Origin of the sequence: Gilliamella sp. Gris1-4 (assembly GCF_001690335.1) — a bacterium.
Taxonomy (GTDB): domain Bacteria; phylum Pseudomonadota; class Gammaproteobacteria; order Enterobacterales; family Orbaceae; genus Gilliamella; species Gilliamella apicola_P.
Genome location: NZ_LZHA01000028.1, coordinates 1 through 21221 on the forward strand (window position 1 = coordinate 1; position 21221 = coordinate 21221).

The window sequence follows — 21221 nt, forward strand, 5'->3', positions numbered from 1 at the left end:
CGATTATCAGGGCTCATCAACATAGTACAGGCGCTGCAACGGAGTATTCCGAGCAAATAGGTCAGAGCTGTGGTGGTAATTCAACTAAAATTCATCTTGCGGTTGATAGTGGTGGTTTGCCTATTTGTTTTGAGCTTTCTGAAGGACAACGACATGATATCACTTATGCAGAAAACCTAGTTGAAAAGCTCGATGAAGTCAATACAGTGATAGCCGATAAAGGTTATGACAGCGAGCCTTTTCGGTGCTTTGTTCGTCAAAAAGGCGGACGAACGGTGATTGCTAAACGTAATTATGGTAAGGATATAGATAAAAGCAGTATGGATAGGTGCCTTTATCGCTATCGTCATTTAGTCGAGAATGCCTTTGCTAGAATCAAGCAATATCGTTCAATATCAACTAGATACGATAAGTTAGAAAGGAATTATGCCAGTATGGTATCACTGGCATTTATGTTAATGTGGCTGCCAATGTATTGTTGAGTAATTTATGTACAGCAAAGATCAACAGCCCCTAGTATTCTGAAAGTTTTTATCTAAAAGAATCAAATCTTCAAAAAATATTTTCTCGTTAGATTCATTTCCCATTTCGTCCTCCATCATTATGTGATCTGCTACTTTATAAAATATTACTAATTTGCTATTTCCTGAAATAAATCAGCACTAATTTAATATCACTAATTTTAAGAAATTAAGATAAAAGAGACGAATGGATTTGATACCAAATAATATCCAAGATATTGCTCATCATAGGGATAATTATGTTGAAATAATTATTGAGTAGAAATTAAAAATGTATTTTACGGAAATGATAAACAGATTAATTTTTTGATATTCCGCCTATTTTAGTGTAGGCGGAATAAGAGAAATAAATATATTAGTTTTTAAATGAATGAATTGGAGCGGGAATTCTTCCACCTCGATTAATAAAATCACATGAACTAAATTTGTTTACTGACATAACGGGAGCATGGCCAAGTAAACCACCAAATTCAATGTTATCTCCTACTTTTAATCCCTCGGCTGGAATAATTCGCACAGCTGTTGTTTTGTGGTTAATCACCCCTATTGCAGCCTCATCTGCAATAATAGCCGAAATAGTTTCAGCTGGTGTATCGCCTGGAATTGCAATCATATCCAGACCAACAGAACAAACACAGGTCATTGCTTCTAGTTTTTCAAGATTAAGTGCACCGTTATTTACAGCATCAATCATACCAGCATCTTCCGAAACAGGAATAAATGCACCGCTTAATCCGCCAACATGGCCACAAGCCATTACTCCACCTTTTTTAACCGCATCGTTTAGCATAGCTAGTGCTGCAGTTGTACCGTGTGTACCAACTGCTTCTAATCCCATTTCTTCTAAAATGTGTGCAACCGAATCACCAATTGCTGGGGTTGGAGCTAACGATAAATCGACAATACCAAATTTAACGCCTAAACGTTCAGAAGCCTCTTTACCAACCAGTTGCCCCATACGAGTAATTTTAAATGAAGTTTTTTTGATAATCTCAGCTACAACATCAAATGGCTGACCTTTGACTTTTTCAAGTGCTCGCTTAACTACACCAGGACCACTGACACCAACGTTAATGACGCAATCAGCTTCCCCTACGCCATGAAAGGCACCTGCCATAAATGGATTATCTTCAACAGCATTAGCAAACACAACTAACTTAGCACAGGCCATGCTACTATTATCAGCTGTTAATTGCGCGGCTTCTTTGATGACATTACCCATTTGCTTTACTGCATCCATGTTGATCCCCGTTTGTGTAGAGCCAACATTTACCGAAGAGCAAACTCGTTCAGTCTGTGCAAGTGCTTGGGGAATTGATTTAATTAAAATTTCATCCCCTTTATGGTAACCTTTTTGTACCAGTGCTGAAAATCCACCAATAAAGTTAACACCAACTGCTTTGGCCGCTTCGTCCAAAGTTTTAGCAAACGCTACATAATCTTTATCATCACTAGCACCGGCAATTAAAGATATTGGCGTAACAGAAATACGCTTATTGATTATTGGAATACCGAATTCTGAAGTAATCTGATCACCTACTTTAACAAGATCTTTTGCCAGACGTGTAATTTTGTTATAAATCTTTTGGCGTGCTTTTTCACCATCACTATCTATACAATCAAGAAGAGAAATACCCATGGTTATTGTGCGGATATCAAGTTTTTCTTCCTCAATCATTTTAATGGTTTCGAGGATCTGTTTTGTTTCCATTAGTATTATCCTTTTATTAAAATATAGAATTAATATTATAAACGATGCATAGCATCAAAAATTTCTTCTCTTTGAAGATTAACTTTAACTTTTAGATTTTCACCTGTTTGCATCAACACAGTTTTTACTTCATCAAATGACACATTAATTTTAGATAGGTCAAGTAACATAATCATCGTAAAATACTCATCCATGATAGTTTGGCTGACATCTAAAATATTAATATCTAATTCATATAACTTTTGGCTAATACCAGCAATAATACCTGTTTGATCTTTACCAATTACCGTTAAAATGGTTTTCATAACACTACTCCGCACAAAAAATAGACAATTAAATAATATTTATTGAGCTAACTATAATAGCATCTTCAAAAATTATCGAAATAGGAGTAGATTGTTTTTTTCAGTAAAAATGTAAACACAAGAACTAAAAAGAGCAACTTATGGTAAATTTCTCGAAATCCACAAAATTGGATCATGTTTGTTACGATATCCGTGGTCCAATTCTAGAGCATGCAAAACGACTGGAAGAAGAAGGTCAAACTATCCTGAAACTCAATATTGGTAACCCAGCGCCTTTCGGTTTTGCTGCGCCTGATGAATTATTAATTGATGTGATTAGAAACTTACCTTCCTCACAAGGATATTCCGATTCTAAAGGCCTTTATTCTGCCCGTAAAGCAATCATGCAGTATTATCAAGCTCGCGGAATTAATAGTTTAGATGTTGAAGATATTTACATCGGTAATGGTGTATCAGAATTAATCGTTCAATCCATGCAGGCTTTACTAAATAGTGGTGATGAAGTACTTGTACCTATGCCCGATTACCCATTATGGACAGCGGCTATTAGTTTGTCTGGAGGGAGCGCTGTGCACTATCTTTGCGATGAAGAAGCAAATTGGTCACCTGATATTGAAGATATTAAACGGAAAATAACTCCAAACACTAAAGGAATAGTAATTATTAATCCTAACAACCCGACAGGCGCTGTTTATAGTAAAGAAGTATTACTTGAGATCGCTGAAATCGCTCGTCAAAATAATCTAATCATCTTCGCTGATGAGATTTACGATAAAATTTTATATGATGATGCAGTGCATTATTCAATTGCCGCATTGGCACCCGATTTATTTGTCATTACCATGTGTGGCCTATCAAAAACTTATCGAGTTGCTGGTTTTAGGCAAGGCTGGATGGCGCTTTGTGGTCCAAAAAACCATGTAAAAGGCTATATTGAAGGCTTAAATATGCTAGCTTCAATGCGTTTATGTGCCAATGTGCCATTACAACATGCTATTCAAGGAGCGCTAGGAGGCTACCAAAGCATCAATGAATTTATTGTTCCTGGAGGTCGCTTATATGATCAATGTATGTTGGCATGGCGTTTACTTAATGAAATCCCTGGGGTTTCATGTACTAAACCACAAGGTGCTTTGTATCTATTTCCAAAATTAGATCAGAAAAAATTCAACATCCATAACGACCAAAAACTTGTATTAGATTTTTTGTTACAAGAAAAAGTATTACTTGTACAAGGAACCGGCTTTAATTGGCATAAACCGGATCACGTTAGAATTGTTGCTTTGCCTCATTCCGGCCAACTTGAAGAGGCTATTGGAAGATTTGCTCACTTTCTATCTTCCTATAAGCAATAAATCGCTCATTGATTAATCCCCAGTTTCAACTGGGGTAATTCCAATAACTCAGTCAGAATAGATTTATAAGACCATACATATACCTTCAAAGCTTTTCTCAATCTTTTTAGTTCTTGATTCTAATGCAGGTGTAAGTTCTTTTTCTATAATATCTATTTGTTCTTGCAATTTATTTGCACCTATATAAATAGCCATATTACCTTTAGCCATTTCATCATGGATATGAGCAACTTATCGATAGAAACGCTGAGTATTACGCAATAACTCTGGCTGAGTACCTAACATTACGGTTAAAAATTTCATATTTTCAAACTAAACAGTATTGTTAATGTCTTTGATTAGCTGCTAAATACTCCCTCTATAATTGTCGCGGCAAGAATAGAAAATTGACTGTTCCAAAACTTACCTTTCAATTTCACCCATTTGTTCCACGCCTTAAGATTTGACCTTAACTTGTAAAATTAATTTATTTGGTACCAAATAAAAAAGCGCTTAATAGCGCTTTAGATTAAAAATTACTGTACTTATTTTTTAAGTTCAGCAATTTTTTTACGAATATTGTTTGCTCGATCAGCTGAAGATGGATGGCTACTTAAGATTGAAGCATCACCACCACCTAATTTATCAAATGCGGATGCAAGTCCTGCTGGATTAATTTTTTTCTTAACTAAGAAATCAAAAGAGTAATTATCTGCATCTTGTTCTTGTTTTTGTGAAAACTGAGAATTAATCACTGCTGATGCTAAAGCGCCTAAGCTAGATTTAGATAAAGTGGCAATTTTTGCATTACCAGATGCTGCTGCTGCATCACGTGCAATTTCAGTTGCATAAGCAACTTGCATTGCTTTTTTACTATGACCTAAAGCAACGTGGCCTAGTTCGTGACCTAAAACACCTTGAATTTCGTTATCAGTCATCATATCCATTAAACCACTATATACACGAACACAACCATTAGCCATTGCCCATGCGTTGACATCTTTTGTAATGTATACTTTATAGTTAATTGGTGTTCCGTTTAGATTATTACCAAGTGTTTTAGCGATTTTATTCAATCGTTTAGTATAAGCGCTTTTTGCTGGAGCAACTTTTGATTGTGCATCCATTTCAGCGCATGATTGTTGACTTAATGCTTTCACATCATTATCACTTAGAGTAGCAGCTTTCAAACCTTTCATGCCAAGACTAGTTAAGTCATCTGCGCTCATATTTTTACAACCAGCGAGTGACATTGCAGCAACTAAAGGCAGTGCAACCAACAATGTTTTTTGATGTTTATTCATACTCTTTTCCTTATATTAATATAAATGTCAAATGCCTAATTTTTTTTAGACAATTGAAATTTTAACGTAACTTTTATAATAATCAACAAATAATTGCTTGATTAGACAATATCAGGGCTTTAGACTAATGCCTCATTTTTGAGGAACACGATTATGCAACTATCCGATTTTGATTTTTATCTTCCTAAAGAGCTAATTGCCAAACATCCTTCAGAAACCAGAAGTGCCTGTAAACTTTTATCACTTGATAGTCGCACAGGTAAAATTGAAGATAATGTTTTTACTGATATTATCGATAAAATCAATCCGGGTGATTTACTTATTTTCAATAATACTAAAGTTATTCCTGCTCGCTTATATGGAAAAAAGGCTTCGGGTGGAAAAATTGAAGTATTAATTGAAAGGATATTAGATAATAACCGAGCCCTTGTGCATATTAAGGCATCCAAATCACCCAAAGCAGGTGCTGAACTAATATTAGGTGAAAATGACCCTATTAAGGTTACCATGCTAACACGTCACGATGCTTTATTTGAATTGCAATTTCCAAATGATGTTCTTAGTATTTTAAATAAAATAGGTCATATTCCATTACCGCCATATATTGATCGTCCTGATAATGAACAAGATTGGGAAGTTTATCAAACAGTGTATAGTAAAGTGCCAGGAGCCGTTGCTGCACCCACGGCCGGTCTTCATTTCGATAAACCTTTATTAGAAAAACTAAAACAGAAAGGCGTCGAAATGGCATTTGTCACTCTACACGTTGGAGCAGGAACATTCCAACCAGTTAGGGTTGAAAACATTGAAACCCATATTATGCACTCTGAATATGCTGAAGTACCGGAAACTGTTGTGGAAGCGGTGTTAGCATGTAAAGCACGAAACAAAAAAGTTATCGCTGTGGGAACAACTTCTGTTCGAGCTTTAGAAAGTGCAGCACAAAAAACAGGGAAAATAGCACCTTTTTTTGCCGATACCCAAATTTTTATTTATCCTAGCTATCAATTTAAAGTCATTGATTCACTTATAACCAATTTTCATTTACCTGAATCAACTTTGATTATGCTTGTTTCTGCCTTCGCTGGCTACGAAAATACCATGAAGGCTTACCAACATGCCGTTAAAGAAAACTATCGATTTTTTAGTTATGGTGATGCTATGTTTATTACAGCACAAAATTAAAAATATTTTAATATATCAAGAAAGTAGCCAATAAAATCAAACTAAGCTCAAATTTAATTGGCTATATTAAACCTATCTATATAAATACTTATATAGTACCTAATTTTTCTAAAATACGATCAATACGTTTTATATTTGATGGATGTGATGTTGTTATATTATTTGTTGAATGAATGGGCATTTTTTTTAACATAGTTACAAGCCCTGTTGGATTTATATTTCTGCTCATTAATAACTCCAAAGCATAATAATCGGCCTCAAACTCAAATTGTTGAGCAACCTCTTTTTTTACAAGAATAACTACATCTTTATTGGTTATCTCAACGTAAGGGGTTAGTCTAAATGATTTTATAGCATGTTTAAGAGCAATATGTGCTTGTTCATGAGCTAAAACTGCCTGTAATTCATTATCGTTTAATAATTTTATTAACCCACTGTTTATGCGAATACAGCCATTAGCAGTTGACCATGCATTAGGATCTGTATTTAAATAAACTTTATAATTTACTTCAATATTATTAATCTTTTTAGGTAGCGTTCCGGTTAACCTTTCAAGTTTTTGGTTGAGCCAACTATTTTCATTAGCAATAACAGATCGTTTATCTGAATCAGCACACACTTGTGCACCAATAGTCTCTATATCTTGTTCAGATAAATGTTTAATTTGCTCTGATGTAATAGTTAATACAGCTTTGTTATTTTGATTTTGACAACCAACTAACAAAATAATTGAAAAACATGATATTAAAAATAAATCAATATACCTCAAAATCCTTAAATCCTTATCAAATATTGTTTATTGAGAACTAGCACGATAAACTAATACCGCAAATTAATGATACTATAACGTATTATAACAATAATTCGCGCCAAACTGTTTATTTGGTCGCAAGAGGTTAACTAAAAAATGAAATTTGAACTAAACAATACCGATGGACTTGCTCGTCGAGGACGTATGAAATTCGATCGTCGTGGAGTCGAATATACTGTTGAAACACCTGCATTTATGCCTGTTGGCACTTATGGCACAGTAAAAGGCATGACCCCTGAAGAGGTTACTGCAACTGGAGCGCAAATTTTACTAGGCAACACATTCCATTTATGGTTAAGGCCTGGACAAGAAATCATACGAAAACATGGTGATTTACATGATTTTATGCAGTGGCATGGCCCAATTTTGACCGATTCGGGAGGGTTTCAAGTCTTTAGTTTAGGTGATATCCGCAAAATCAAAGAGGAAGGTGTCTATTTCCGTAATCCAATTAATGGTGATTCGATTTTCTTATCACCTGAAGTTTCAATGGAAATTCAATATGATCTTGGTTCTGATATTGTGATGATTTTTGATGAATGCGCTCCCTTTCCTGCTGATTGGGATTATGTCAAAAAATCAATGGAAATGTCTTTACGTTGGGCTAAACGTAGCCGAAAGCGTTTTGATGAATTAGGCAACAAAAATGCACTCTTTGGTATTGTGCAAGGTGGAATACATCAAGAATTACGTGATATCTCAATTAAAGGATTGACCGAAATAGGCTTTGATGGCTACGCTGTTGGTGGATTAGCTGTTGGAGAACCTAAAGCTGATATGCATCGCATTTTGGAGGGTACTTGCCCACAATTACCAGCCGATAAACCTCGTTACCTAATGGGCGTGGGTAAACCTGAAGATTTAGTTGAAGGTGTACGTCGAGGTATTGATATGTTTGACTGTGTGATGCCAACCCGTAATGCACGTAATGGTCACTTATTTGTCACAAATGGTGTGATTAAAATTCGTAATGCAAAATATAAAGACGACACTACTCCGCTTGATCCTCATTGTGATTGTTATACTTGCAAAAATTATACTAAATCATATCTTCATCATTTAGATAAGTGCGGTGAGATTTTAGGTGCACGCCTAAATACCATCCACAATTTACGTTATTATCAACGTTTAATGGCTGAAATTCGTGAAGCTGTTGCGAATAAACGTTACGAAGATTTTGTCATTGAATTTTATCAACGAATTGGTAAAACACCAGCACCTTTATCGAAATAAGGACATAGCAGATATAAATTTTTATCGTAGGTATTGACACTTTTTAGGAAGCGCAGTATTATGCGCTTCCAACGGCGAGTAGCGCAGCTTGGTAGCGCAACTGGTTTGGGACCAGTGGGTCGGAGGTTCGAATCCTCTCTCGCCGACCAATTTTGTGAAAAAACTGTCGATTTGAGTAGTTTTTATTTAGCTCTGCTTTGCTTGAATTTAAGCGAATTGAAATTTGTACAACTATCAAAAAAGACGGGACTTATTAAATAAGAGATCTTCTTTTTATTACACTATTCTAACAAAATTTATAAGCTATCTCTTGATTGAATCATTGGTACTAACACTGATAAATCAGGTTTATAATTATTTTCATTTTTTAATTCATTTAATAATAGATTAGCTATATATTTGCCAATTTTTTTAGATGGTTGAGCAACAGTTGTTAATGGAGGAAAACTTACTTTGCTAAACTCGCTATCTCCAAAACCACTTACGGCTAATTGATATGGAACACGAATATGCCGCCTTTGGCACTCATAAAGTACTCCACATGCTAATGCATCTGTCGTACAGATTAATGCATCAATCTCAGGCCAATTCAAAAGCACATCTGGCAGCAATTCGCTTCCAGTACTAAAATTAGCAGGTTTAGCTGCATTAATGATCCTATGAGTAGATAAATGGTAATCTATCATTGCTTTGTGCCAGCCATGTAAACGTTGTTGAAAAAGATAGTATTGCTCGTTAGCACAAAGCAATCCAATATATCGATAACCTTTTTTAATTACATGTTCTGTCAACATATACATTGCTAAACTATCATCCAATTCAACATTCATATTAGTTAATTTATCATACTGCTTACCAATATTTATAATAGGAACAGTTTTGTTCAAAACCACCTGTCGAATAAAATCATCTCTTTCAATATAAAAAAGCAAAATTGCCTCAAGGTTATGGCTATATAGTGTATTTAATAATTGTGATTCGCATTTAAGGTAGTGGTAAGACTCGATGATCAATACAGTATAACCTTTTTCTGCTAGACTCGTTTGTAATGCATCAAGCAACATTTGAGTTGAGTAATCATGGATCTTGGTGGTTATAACTGCAATAACTTTATTAGCGGATGCTGATGCTAACAAACTCGCTGCAATATTTGGTTTGTAACCTAAAGCATCAACAGCTAATTGAATTTTTTTTCGAAGTTTATCTGAGACTCGCTCTGGTGTTCGTAAAGCACGAGATACCGTCATAGTTCCAACACCAGCATATTTAGCAACATCAAATAAAGTAATCTGTCCAGTACTTTTTCGCTTTTTTATATCCTGCATCTTTCATCCTAATTAACTTTTAGCAATAGTATATTAACATAGGATATATCATAACTTTATGTGAAATTATGAATCCATCTTTTTAAATCACAATTAAATAAATAATACAACTATGCTAAATAGTATTATTTGATTAATTTATTAAAAATGTTATCTATATCACATAATAATTGAAAATTTTATCAACTTTGATAGCGCTATCACATTTCTTATTTTTTTTTATTTCTATTATTACACTGTGTGTTAATTTCCTAATATGCTCAAAATAAGATCAAATCTAGCGGAGGAAAAATGTTAGCAAAATGGTTAACAAGTCAAACGGTCAACATTGTTGATTCAGTGGATGATTGGAAGGCAGCAATACAACTTTGCGCAAAACCTTTATTACAAAATAAAAATATTTCACCTGATTATATTCAAGCAATTTTTCATCTTCATGAATCAATTGGACCTTACTATGTATTGGCTCCAGGTATTGCCATGCCTCATGCTAGGCCAGAACAAGGCGTAAACCAATTAGGCTTATCAATGCTATTAGTAAAAAAAGGAGTCAAATTTAATTCACAAGAAAATGATCCAGTTTATTTAATTACTTTATTAGCAGCGAATGATAATACTAGCCACATTGAAATATTAACTCAATTAGCAGCACTGTTTGGTGAAGCAATTGATATAAAAAAAATTTTTGATGCACAAACCTCTGATCAAATATTGTCTGTTATTAATAACTATTAAATTTAATTAAACTCAATAAAAGGATATATAAAATGAAAATTATGGCTGTTTGTGGTTCAGGTCTTGGTAGTAGTTTTATGGTTGAAATGAATATTAAAAAAGTATTAAAAAAAATTAATATCGATGCAGAGGTTACACATGCGGATCTTGCATCTGCAACACCAGAACAAGCAGATTTATTTGTCATGACAAAAGATTTAGCAACCAGTTCTGGAATTCCTGCCGATAAACTAGTTGTTCTCAACAATATTATTGATATTAATGACTTAGAATCTAAACTAGTTGAATTTTTTGCAAAACACTAATCAAATTATGGAGTGTTGCTATGATCCAAGAAATAATAAAGTTTATTGTTGATATTCTAAAAACACCAGCAATACTAGTTGGCTTTATTGCTATGGCTGGGCTTGTCGTCCAACGCAAATCATTTGCTGATACGGTAAAAGGAACAGTTAAAACCATTTTGGGGTTTTTAGTATTAAGCGGTGGTGCTAGCGTACTTATAAGTGCTATAACTCCATTAGGTATGATGTTTGAACAAGCTTTTAAATTACAAGGGATTATACCTAATAATGAAGCCATTGTTTCTATGGCTTTAAATGAGTACGGTACAGCAACTGCATTAATTATGGCTTTTGGTATGATTGCCAATATCGTTGTGGCCAGATTTACACGTTTAAAATTTATTTTCTTAACCGGCCATCATACTTTCTACATGGCTTGTATGATCAGTATTATTTTAAAAGTTGCTGATTTTGATGGTTGGCAATTAGTATTTACTGGTTCATTGGTATTAGGGCTAATTATGGCTTTTTTCCCTGCTTTAGCTCAACCACAGATGCGTAAAATTATAGGAAATGATGATGTAGCGTTTGGTCACTTTGGTACTTTAGGATATATACTAGCTGGCTATCTTGGTAAATTGTTTGGTAAAAATTCTCGTTCAACTGAAGATATGAATTTGCCTAAAAATTTAAGCTTTTTACGTGATAGTTCAATTTCTATCTCATTAACGATGATGATCATTTATTTAATTCTTTCAATATTTGCGGGTTCTGAGTATGTTCAAACAACCTTAAGTAAAGGTGATAATTATCTCGTTTATGCTATTATAGAAGCGATTACCTTTGCAGCAGGCGTCTTTATCATTCTACAAGGTGTTAGACTTATTCTTGCTGAAATCGTACCTGCATTTACTGGTTTTTCAGAAAAATTAGTTCCAAATGCAAAACCTGCCTTAGATTGTCCTGTTGTTTTCCCATATGCACCAAATGCTGTTTTGATCGGTTTCTTATTTAGCTTCCTTGGCGGATTAGTAGGTCTATTTGTTTTAGGGAAATTAAATACTGTACTTATACTTCCTAGTGTAGTTCCCCATTTCTTCTGTGGAGCAACAGCAGGCGTGTTTGGTAACGCTATGGGTGGTCGCCGAGGTGCAATGCTTGGCTCATTTGCTAATGGTTTATTAGTAACATTTTTACCGGTTCTTTTATTGCCTGTTTTAGGATCACTTGGTTTTGCAAATACAACTTTCTCAGACGTGGATTTTTGTGGTATTGGGATTATTCTAGGTAATATGGCAAAATGGTTTAATAAAGATATTATTATGAGTATTTTTATTGCTATTTTTGCACTATTAGTAATATTCAACTATATCTTTAAACCTAAAAAAGTATCGGAGAGAATGTCGAGTAAATAATTACTATCTCATTTAAAAAAATATTATGCCAGACAATTTGTCTGGCATTTTTTTATAAACCCTTTTAATTGTTTAGTTGCTAACAAAAAAACCATAAGCAACAAACAAACTAATAATAATAATTGTTGAAACTGCAATGGTTACCATTCTTTTTATTTTATATTTTTTCATTTCACCAAGAGAATGTTCTCTATTTTTACCATAGTAATAATATATTGGCAAACCAATTAAAGTCAGTACGATAGAAACAATACCATTTATGGTTTGGTAAACTAACATACCGTAAATAACATAAGCCGCCCCTAGCATTGCAATGATAGGAATTATTGGATAACCAATAACTTTATAAGGTCTATGTACATCCGGGTATTTTTTCCGAGCAACCATCACCCCAATAAACGTTAGTAAATAAAACACCCAAATTGAAAACATTGATATTTCTGATAAGCGATCTGCATCAAGAAGCGTTGAATATAAAAAAGAAAAAATAACTAAAACAATAATCGCATTAACTGGTGAACGGCTATCATCATCAATAGTACTTAAATAACACGCCCCAATAATAGTTCCCCGCTCAGCCATACTAAATATAGTACGAGATAGCGTCATAATATATCCATTAATTCCGCCAAGAATCGAAACCATAATACCAACAGCAACAAGATTCCCCCCAAAATGCCCAAACATGCGTTGTGAAGCAACAGATGATGCTTCATGACCTAGTGAAATCATCTCTTGGACAGGAAAAATTTTAAATAATGCAATATTAATACAAGCGTAAACAACTACAAGAAAAATAATGCCAAAAATAATCGCTTTAGGTAATACTTTTGATGGATTATTAATTTCCCCAGCTACTGACGCTACTTGTGCCCAACCATCATAAGCAAAAAGAGTTGCAAGGATAGCTACTGCAAAAGGAGCATACGATTCAATACCTTGCCCACTAGCAGTGAATAACGCGACTTGGCCATTACCTTCACATAATCCAAATATAGCCAATAACAATATAGGAATAAGTTTACAAACTGTAGCAATCATCTGTAAATAACCTGCTTCTCTAATACCAATAGCATTAATAAAGGCAATAAAACCCAAAACACCAGCACTCACCGCCATTCTATAAGCATCATCAATACTAAATAATAGGCAAAATACTGAACTAAAATACCCAACCAATGCTCCAATTAATGAAGGAGCAAAAATAACTGTCATCATCCAACCATAGAGATGAGAAATTTTAGTGCCATATATTTTTTCTAAATAAACCAGCATCCCTCCTGTTTTTGGGAACATTACACCTAATTCACAAAGTGTTAACCCGCCACAAATAGAAATGGCGCCACCTATTATCCACGCTAATAGTGCATAATTATAATCACCAGTAACTTCTAATACTGATGGTGGTTTCATAAAAGCTCCTGCACCTAAAACCATTCCAACGACTAGTGATAATGCAGAAACTAAACCAAGATCCTTGCGCAAGTTATTCTCTAAATTGTGATCTGCCATAAAGTTCCTCTTAAAACATATAAAATTAACGGCGAAATTTTGTTATGATAGGGAATTATTCGTAAAACACAAGGAAGATTAGTATTGTTTATATAAAAGAATTAATAAATCAAATAAATAATATTTTTATTTATAAAAAAAGCCAGCATATAGCCAGCTTTTGAATTACAAATAAAGTTAACTTATTTAGCCTTCTTCATTTTCATATCGACAACCATACGACCTCGAATTTTACCTGCTTTCATTTCGTCGATCATATCATTGATATCTTCCAACGGTCTTTTTTCAACTATCGGCACGACCTTTCCTTCTGCACTAAACTGAAATGCTTCTGCTAAATCTTCACGAGTACCAACCAATGAACCTAAAACGTGAATACCATCTAACACGGTTTTAGGAATACTTAAATCCATATTTTCTGAAGGCAAACCTAAGGCTACCACACGCCCTAAAGGTCGCACTGAATTGATGGCCTGATTGAATGCTGTTTTAGTCACAGAAGTTACAACAGCACCGTGCACTCCCCCTCCTGTGTGTTCTTTAATATAAGCTCCCACATCCTCAACTTTTTTAGGATTAACGACCAAATCAGCACCTAGTGTTTTACATAATTCTAATTGGCTATCGCTGTTACTAATAGCAACCACTTTATTATTAAACACTTTTTTACCATATTCGACAGCAAGTGTTCCCAAACCACCAATCCCCAATACTGCAAGCCATTGTCCTGGTTTAGTAGCAGCCACTTTAATACCTTTATAGGTAGTCACACCAGCACAAGTTACACTTGTTGCTTGTGCAGGATCGAGCCCTTCTGGTACTTTAACCGCATAATCAGCTTTAACAATGCACTGCTCTGCCATACCTCCATCAACAGTATATCCAGAGTTTAATGCATTACGACAAAACGTTTCTTGCCCAGAGATACAATATTCACAAGTACCACAACCAGCATGGAACCAGGCAATACTAACCCGATCACCAACTTTTAAACTTTTTACATCTGGGGCAACTTTAGTCACAATTCCTACACCTTCATGTCCAATAACACGACCTGGTTTTTTACCAAAATCGCCAGCTGCAACATGAAGATCAGTATGACAAAGACCACAATACTCAACATCAACTAAGGCCTCCCCTGCTTCTAAAGGTCGAATAGGAATATCTTTGATTTCGACTTGACCATCGCACTCTTGCTTAATAACTGCTGCTTTCATTTTTTCTCCTAAATAATTTTAAAGTTAAAACATGATTACTTATCATTCTAAACTAATTATTTTTGAAAAATATGAGTAATTTCACAATTTCATTAAATAACATTGATTATTTAATGATCCACACTAAAATGTACAATTTAATGAAATTTTCCAATACTACAATAATAACTCAACACATTAAAATAGGATGTAACTGTTTCAAAATTATCTGTTTTATAAATACATTATACAATCGATAAACCATTCATGAATTATTTGCTCAATATATAACTAAAAGTAATATAAATATGAGTAATCGGCATTTCTCAATTTAATTTAAAATCCATATAGTGAAATCCTAAAAATACTTAACTTCATGCATATTTTTATATGGCGACGATTATTTTAAGGAGCACAAATGAAAATTCTCAATTTAAAAAAAACATTGATTACTACATTTTTTTCAATTTTGTTGCCATTTCATGTTATGGCTAATAACAATGACACTCCACAATATGGTGGCACATTAGTTGTCCATTATTCGGGTGAACAACGAGTTCTTAATCCTACACTAAGAGCTTCGACTGGTGTCTATGAGGTATCGGGAAAGATTGTGGAATCGCTTGTTGATCTTGATGCAAATGGACAAATTGTTCCTGTTTTAGCAACTTCTTGGTCATCATCACCTGATGGTAAAACGATTACCTTCAAACTGCGTGAAGGTGTAAAATGGCATGATGGCAAACCTTTTACTTCAGCTGATGTACAATACAATGCTCTCGAATTTTGGAAAAAACGCTTAAATTTTTCAACAGCCCTACAACTTAATTTAACTTCTGTTGATACACCTGATAATAACACAGTCATATTTAATTATTCTCGCCCAATGCCATTAGACCTGTTACTACGTGCTTTAGGTGATCTTGGATATGTGGTTCCCAAACATTTATATGAAGGGACAGATATTTTAAACAATCCTTATAATACTGCCCCAGTTGGCACCGGACCATTTAAATTCGTCGAATATCAACGAGGACAACATATTATTGTTGAACGTAATGTGGATTATTGGCGCAAAGGTTTTCCTTATTTAGATAAAATTGTTTGGCGCATCATCGATGATAAATCTTCCGCCGCTGCTGCACTAGAAAGTGGGCAAATCAACTTGAGCGCTTATTCGAAACTAAGCCTTGCTGATATTGATAGATTTAAGAAAAATACAAAATTTGAAGTATTAACCAAAGGCTCACAAGCTAATATTTTTAATAACACACTTGAATTCAACTTTCGCAATCCAATTATTGCTAACTTAAACGTAAGAAAAGCAATAGTCCAATCACTCAATATACCATTTTTTGTAGACGACTTTTTATATGGTTTAGGCAAACCAGCAACAGGAATTATTCCATCGTCATCAAAAGCCTTTTATCCCTCCAATAGTAAAATTATCTACCCATTTGATAAACAAAAGGCAGAAGAGTTACTAGATCAAGCAGGTTATAAAAGAAAGTCTGACGGAACTCGTTTTGATTTAAAACTAGTTCATATCAATAATGGTGAAGATGTCCCACTATTTGCTACTTTTATTCAACAATCTTTAGCTGAAGTAGGCATAAAAGTCACTATCGTTAATCTTGATACAGCAGGTGCGTTAAGCGCCGTTTATAAACGGCATGATTTTGATATCGCAACTGGTTGGCATCAATATCGAGGTGATCCAGCCGTATCAACAACAGTTTGGCTACGTTCTGGAAGTCCTGATGGTGCTCCATGGACTAACCAATATGGCTGGCAATCGGATAAAGTTGATACTTTGATCGATACGGCTGCAACTGAAATCGATCCAACAAAACGAAAAGAACTCTACAGTGAATTAGTCGATATAGTCAATGAAGAATTACCGCTATGGTTTGCAACTGAATGTGATTTTATTTCTGTTGTCAGCACTAAAGTGCATAACCATCATAACACAGCGCGTTGGCCTTCAAGTAGCTGGTTTGATGTTTGGATTGAACATTAAGGAATCAAAATGATGCATTTACTCATATTAGCAATTAGACGCTTATTAACTACTATTCCTGCGTTGTTAATTATTCTAATTGGTCTATTTTTACTATTACAATTAGCCCCTGGAGATACTGTTGATGCATTACTCGCCCAAATTGGTGGAGCTGAATCAAGTATCATTGACGAAATGCGTCATAATTATGAGCTTGATCAATCAACTAGCTCGCGCGTATTAAACTATTTATGGCGATTAATTCATTTAGATTTGGGACAATCAGCGATTTACAATAAACCGGTAAGCTATATTATTCTTGAACGATTACCGGCCACATTATTATTGATGGGCAGTGCAACTTTATTAGCTTTCTCCTTTGGTACAATTTTAGGTATTTTTGCTGCACAAAAGGTTAATCGTTGGCAAGATTCATTAATTTCAATATTAGGATTAATTTTCTACTCTACACCTTCATTTTGGCTTGCTTTAATGGGAATCGTCATTTTTTCAATTTACTTAAATTGGTTACCATCTAATGGTTTTGGTACCGTTGGAATGCCATTAACAGGTATTACTGCTGTGCTTGATATTGCATGGTATTTGATCTTACCCACCATAACATTAGCATTAGTTTATCTGGCCATCTACTTACGTATCATGCGTGCATCATTACTTGAAGTATCAACACTTGATTTTGTTAAAACCGCTAAAGCTAAAGGGCTATCAACGCGCCAAATATTAATTAAACACATTTTACGTAATGCTATGTTACCAATGATTACCATAATTGGTTTGCAAGTTGGTACTATGTTTGGAGGTTCAGTCGTAATTGAAACCATCTTTGCTATCCCTGGGCTTGGGCGTTTAGCTTACGACTCAGTAGTTCAACGTGATTTAAATACTTTACTGGGTGTAGTATTTGTTTCAGCTATTTTAGTTATCGTCATCAATTTTATTGTTGATATGGTCTATACCAAACTTGATCCTCGAATTATTGGACAATAATTATGATGCTATTAAAAGATTATTTTCGTAACCCTATAGCAAGCTTTGGCTTAATTTTATTACTATTAATTATTATCATTGCGTTAACTGCAGATTATTTTTTCCCTGGCAATTCTCTCGCATTAGCTGGACGACCACTTCAATGGCCATTCACAAATCTAAAACTCTATCTTGGCACTGACCAAGTAGGAAGAAACATTGCCGCTCAACTGTTTCATGGAGCTAGAGTTTCTCTTTTAATTGGTTTAATTTCTACAATAATCTCAATTATTATTGGTATTGTAATAGGAGCAATTACAGGGTTTTATGGTGGATGGGTTGACGATATTTTGATGCGTCTCACTGAAGCATTTCAAATTCTACCAAACTTTTTACTTTTACTAGTAGCGGTTGCTGTATTTGGTTCGACAATCAATACTGTCGTTATTGCTATTGGTGTTGTTTCGTGGCCACCTGTTGCCAGATTAACACGAGCTGAATTCTTATCATTGCGTAACCGTGAATTTGTACAAGCTGGCAAAACTCTTGGGATGAGTTCAATTAGATTAATGTTCAAAGAAATATTACCTAACGCATTACCTCCAATAATTATGTATGCCAGCGTAATTTTATCGACTGCAATATTAATGGAAAGTGCTCTAGCTTTTCTAAGCCTATCCGATCCTAATATTGCCTCTTGGGGAAATTTAGTTGGAGGAGGAAGATCGGTATTACGGCAACAATGGTATGTATCAGCAATTCCAGGCATTGCAATATTATTAACTGTATTGTCTGCTTCACTAGTTGGACAAGGTTTAAACGATGCTCTAAATCCGAGGTTAAAAAAACGATGAAAGAAAAAAAGCTATCAATTAAAAATTTAACCATTACTTTACCAAGAGGTGCTGATCGTGAAAATGCCATAACCAATGTATCACTTGATCTTTATTCTAACGAAATACTTTGTATTGTTGGTGAAAGTGGCTCAGGAAAGTCCATGCTGGCAAATGCAATTATGGGATTATTACCAGATGGAGTAATCGCTTCACAAGGAGAGATTAATTTTGATAACGATAATTTATTGACCTTTAGTGAAAATCAAATGCGAAAAATACGCGGAGCGCGTATTGGTATGGTTTTTCAAGATCCAATGACAGCATTAAACCCGCTTAAAACAATTGAAAACCAAATTGGTGAAATGTTTACTATACATGCAAATTATAGTAAAAAAGTAATAAAACAAAAAGTTATAGAATTATTAACAGATGTACAAATTCCAAATCCCATAGCTGCTGCTAAAGCTTATCCTCACCAACTTTCTGGAGGACAACGCCAAAGAGCAATGATTGCTATGGCATTAGCTCTTGAACCTAGTATTTTAATTGCCGATGAACCTACAACAGCATTAGATGTCACTACCCAAGCTTGCATCCTAAAATTGCTCCACCAGTTACAAACCCTTAAAGGGAGCTCTATTCTTTTTATTACTCATGATTTTGGAGTTGTAGCTGAAATTGCCACTCGTGTAGCTGTAATGCAGCAAGGAAAATTAGTCGAACAAGGCCATGCTAATGATGTATTGAATAGTCCATCGCATCCTTATACTCAAAAGTTAATAGCTGCTGTACCACCATTAACACCTGGTGATGTTCGTCGTATTAATAAAGAAATCATTCTAAAAACAATAGATGTTTCGAAAACTTACCATAATCGAAGTTTATTTAAATATAATCGACGAACTACTCATGCAGTCGATAATGTCAGTTTCCAACTACACAAAGGTAGTACACTAGGCATTGTTGGAGAAAGCGGTTCAGGCAAATCAACCCTTGCTCGTTGTATTATCAAATTACTAGATATTGATAGTGGTCAAATTGACTTTGACCAAATTAATATCGCTAGCCTGAAAGGAAAAAGGCTTAAACAATATTCTCGACATATTCAAATGGTGTTTCAGGACCCATATGCATCGCTTAATCCTCGCCGTAAAGTTGGTGACCAAGTAGCCATGGGACCAAAACTTTATGGCACATCTCATCATGATGCACTAACAAAAGCTAAGGAATTATTCAAACTTGTTGGCTTAGAAACTGAAGCATTAAATCGTTATCCTCATGAATTTTCTGGTGGTCAGCGACAACGCATTGGACTTGCTCGTGCATTGGCTTTAGAACCAAAAGTATTAATTGCTGATGAGCCAGTATCTGCACTTGATGTCTCTGTTCAAGCTCAAGTTCTTGAATTACTTTCACAGTTACAAAAGAAGTTGGGGTTAACCATCTTATTCATTACCCACGATCTTCGTGTAGCAGCTCAAATTTGCGATCATATTGTGGTTATGAAATCAGGAAAAATCGTTGAACAAGGTATTGCTTCGCAAGTTTTTTTACATCCTAAGCATATTTATACCCAAAACTTACTTGATTCTGTTCCTGGGAAAGATTGGAATCCGCCTCGTTTAATTGATATGTCTCCAGCTATCCATATCTAAGGAGTTAATCTATGACACAAATTATTCCACAAATTGACCATGTTGTGATAACCGTATCAAATCAACTTGATAAAGCAAATCTTCAATACCAAAAACTTGGTTTTACTATTACATCACGAGGTCACCATTCGCTTGGAACCAGTAATAATTTAGCCATTTTTAACACAACCTATTTAGAGCTTTTAGGCTATGAATCTCATAATGCCAGTAAAATTGATGCAAGTTGGAAGTTTGATGATGGCTTAACAGGGCTTGTATTTAAAACCCAAAATGCCGACGAACTCTTTCAATTCTTAGTAAAAAATGGCTTAAAAGTTGATGGAAATGGACCAAAATCATTTTTTAGACCAGTTAAATTAAATGATGAAACCTTTCCCGAAGCTCGTTTTAAAACAGTTCGACTAGATCCGTCATACACACCAAATGGGCAGATCTTTTTTTGCGACCAATTAACACCTGAATTAGTTTGGCGAAAAGAATGGCAAAATCATCCTAATGGTGTTACCAATATTTATAAAGTGATAATCGAAGCAAAAGATCCTACTAAATCTATCAGTTTATTAAAACAAACATTTCCAACAGCTAATATTATTGAAATTGAAGGTGGCTTACGCCTAAAAGCCGAAGATAAACAAATTGATTATTTAAAACCATCATTCACACATAAATTTTTTGGGACATTATTAGCTGAATCGAAAAATGAAGGTGACCGTAAAATTGCTTTAGGATTCAAAACTCAATCATTAATCCAAACTGAGCGAGCATTAAAATCCGGCGGTATCTCATTTATTAAACAAAATGAAGCTGTTCTGGTTCCTGCTAATGAAACATTTGGTGTGGTTATGATTTTTAAACAAGGATAAACAGGAGGGT

The 21221-nt window shown here is 34.6% G+C and carries 20 protein-coding genes and 1 tRNA gene; 13 read left to right on the forward strand and 8 right to left on the reverse strand.

What is annotated here, in order from left to right; genetic code table 11:
• A partial coding sequence (locus tag A9G31_RS03325) for an IS5 family transposase (protein ID WP_141671368.1) occupies positions 1-482 on the forward strand: 482 nt, incomplete at its 5' end.
• Positions 483-876: 394 nt separating this feature from the next.
• Here the strand turns inward: A9G31_RS03325 and A9G31_RS03330 are convergent.
• Together A9G31_RS03330 and A9G31_RS03335 are read right to left on the reverse strand one after the other, a co-directional pair.
• Positions 877-2232, reverse strand: a complete 1356-nt coding sequence (locus tag A9G31_RS03330) for a PFL family protein (protein WP_065560429.1) — start codon at positions 2230-2232, stop codon at positions 877-879.
• A gap of 35 nt (positions 2233-2267) precedes the next feature.
• Positions 2268-2537, reverse strand: a complete 270-nt coding sequence (locus tag A9G31_RS03335; RefSeq protein ID WP_065560430.1) for an ACT domain-containing protein — start codon at positions 2535-2537, stop codon at positions 2268-2270.
• Between the two features lie 140 nt (positions 2538-2677).
• Here A9G31_RS03335 and A9G31_RS03340 point away from each other — a divergent pair, with 140 nt between their 5' ends.
• Positions 2678-3892: a pyridoxal phosphate-dependent aminotransferase gene (locus A9G31_RS03340; RefSeq protein ID WP_065560431.1), complete on the forward strand. Its 1215-nt coding sequence runs from the start codon at positions 2678-2680 to the stop codon at positions 3890-3892.
• A gap of 63 nt (positions 3893-3955) precedes the next feature.
• Here the strand turns inward: A9G31_RS03340 and A9G31_RS11745 are convergent, their stop codons facing one another.
• Together A9G31_RS11745 and A9G31_RS03345 are read right to left on the reverse strand one after the other, a co-directional pair.
• On the reverse strand, positions 3956-4102 hold the full coding sequence (locus A9G31_RS11745) for a hypothetical protein (protein WP_176700346.1): 147 nt from the start codon (positions 4100-4102) through the stop codon (positions 3956-3958).
• Positions 4103-4416: 314 nt separating this feature from the next.
• Entirely contained in the window at positions 4417-5175 is a 759-nt protein-coding gene (locus A9G31_RS03345; protein ID WP_065560432.1) for a M48 family metallopeptidase, read from the reverse strand.
• Between the two features lie 153 nt (positions 5176-5328).
• On the opposite strand from A9G31_RS03345, the gene queA reads away from it, so the two are divergent.
• A complete protein-coding gene (gene queA / locus A9G31_RS03350; RefSeq protein WP_065560433.1) occupies positions 5329-6360 on the forward strand; it encodes a tRNA preQ1(34) S-adenosylmethionine ribosyltransferase-isomerase QueA in 1032 nt (343 codons plus the stop codon).
• An 88-nt stretch (positions 6361-6448) separates the two neighbouring features.
• Here the strand turns inward: queA and A9G31_RS03355 are convergent, their stop codons facing one another.
• Positions 6449-7129 (reverse strand): M48 family metalloprotease, encoded by a 681-nt coding sequence (locus tag A9G31_RS03355; protein WP_065560434.1) that lies wholly within the window; start codon positions 7127-7129, stop codon positions 6449-6451.
• 138 nt (positions 7130-7267) lie between these two features.
• Here A9G31_RS03355 and tgt point away from each other — a divergent pair, with 138 nt between their 5' ends.
• Together tgt and A9G31_RS03365 are read left to right on the forward strand one after the other, a co-directional pair.
• A complete protein-coding gene (gene tgt / locus A9G31_RS03360) occupies positions 7268-8404 on the forward strand; it encodes a tRNA guanosine(34) transglycosylase Tgt (RefSeq protein WP_065560435.1) in 1137 nt (378 codons plus the stop codon).
• Between the two features lie 72 nt (positions 8405-8476).
• Positions 8477-8553 (forward strand) — tRNA-Pro (locus A9G31_RS03365).
• 147 nt (positions 8554-8700) lie between these two features.
• Here A9G31_RS03365 and A9G31_RS03370 read toward each other — a convergent pair.
• Positions 8701-9729, reverse strand: a complete 1029-nt coding sequence (locus A9G31_RS03370) for a LacI family DNA-binding transcriptional regulator (RefSeq protein WP_065560436.1) — start codon at positions 9727-9729, stop codon at positions 8701-8703.
• A 291-nt stretch (positions 9730-10020) separates the two neighbouring features.
• Between A9G31_RS03370 and A9G31_RS03375 the strand changes: the two genes are divergently transcribed.
• From A9G31_RS03375 to A9G31_RS03385, 3 genes are read left to right on the forward strand one after another with little or no spacing between them, the layout of a single operon-like run.
• Entirely contained in the window at positions 10021-10464 is a 444-nt protein-coding gene (locus A9G31_RS03375) for a PTS sugar transporter subunit IIA (protein ID WP_065560437.1), read from the forward strand.
• Positions 10465-10496: 32 nt separating this feature from the next.
• Entirely contained in the window at positions 10497-10769 is a 273-nt protein-coding gene (locus A9G31_RS03380; RefSeq protein WP_065560438.1) for a PTS sugar transporter subunit IIB, read from the forward strand.
• A gap of 20 nt (positions 10770-10789) precedes the next feature.
• Complete coding sequence (locus tag A9G31_RS03385) at positions 10790-12163, forward strand: PTS ascorbate transporter subunit IIC (protein WP_065560439.1); 1374 nt, start codon at positions 10790-10792, stop codon at positions 12161-12163.
• A 72-nt stretch (positions 12164-12235) separates the two neighbouring features.
• Here the strand turns inward: A9G31_RS03385 and A9G31_RS03390 are convergent, their stop codons facing one another.
• On the reverse strand, positions 12236-13675 hold the full coding sequence (locus A9G31_RS03390) for an APC family permease (protein ID WP_065560440.1): 1440 nt from the start codon (positions 13673-13675) through the stop codon (positions 12236-12238).
• Positions 13676-13857: 182 nt separating this feature from the next.
• Complete coding sequence (gene adhP / locus A9G31_RS03395) at positions 13858-14892, reverse strand: alcohol dehydrogenase AdhP (RefSeq protein WP_065560441.1); 1035 nt, start codon at positions 14890-14892, stop codon at positions 13858-13860.
• Positions 14893-15289: 397 nt separating this feature from the next.
• Between adhP and A9G31_RS03400 the strand changes: the two genes are divergently transcribed.
• From A9G31_RS03400 to A9G31_RS03420, 5 genes are read left to right on the forward strand one after another with little or no spacing between them, the layout of a single operon-like run.
• Complete coding sequence (locus tag A9G31_RS03400) at positions 15290-16891, forward strand: ABC transporter substrate-binding protein (protein ID WP_065560442.1); 1602 nt, start codon at positions 15290-15292, stop codon at positions 16889-16891.
• A 12-nt stretch (positions 16892-16903) separates the two neighbouring features.
• A complete protein-coding gene (locus A9G31_RS03405) occupies positions 16904-17878 on the forward strand; it encodes an ABC transporter permease (protein WP_065560453.1) in 975 nt (324 codons plus the stop codon).
• Between the two features lie 2 nt (positions 17879-17880).
• Entirely contained in the window at positions 17881-18711 is an 831-nt protein-coding gene (locus tag A9G31_RS03410) for an ABC transporter permease (protein ID WP_065560443.1), read from the forward strand.
• On the forward strand, positions 18708-20348 hold the full coding sequence (locus A9G31_RS03415) for an ABC transporter ATP-binding protein (RefSeq protein WP_065560444.1): 1641 nt from the start codon (positions 18708-18710) through the stop codon (positions 20346-20348). Before A9G31_RS03410 ends, A9G31_RS03415 begins: the two co-directional genes overlap by 4 nt.
• A gap of 11 nt (positions 20349-20359) precedes the next feature.
• Positions 20360-21211, forward strand: coding sequence for a VOC family protein (locus A9G31_RS03420; RefSeq protein ID WP_065560445.1), 852 nt, complete (start codon positions 20360-20362; stop codon positions 21209-21211).
• Positions 21212-21221 lie beyond the last annotated feature (10 nt).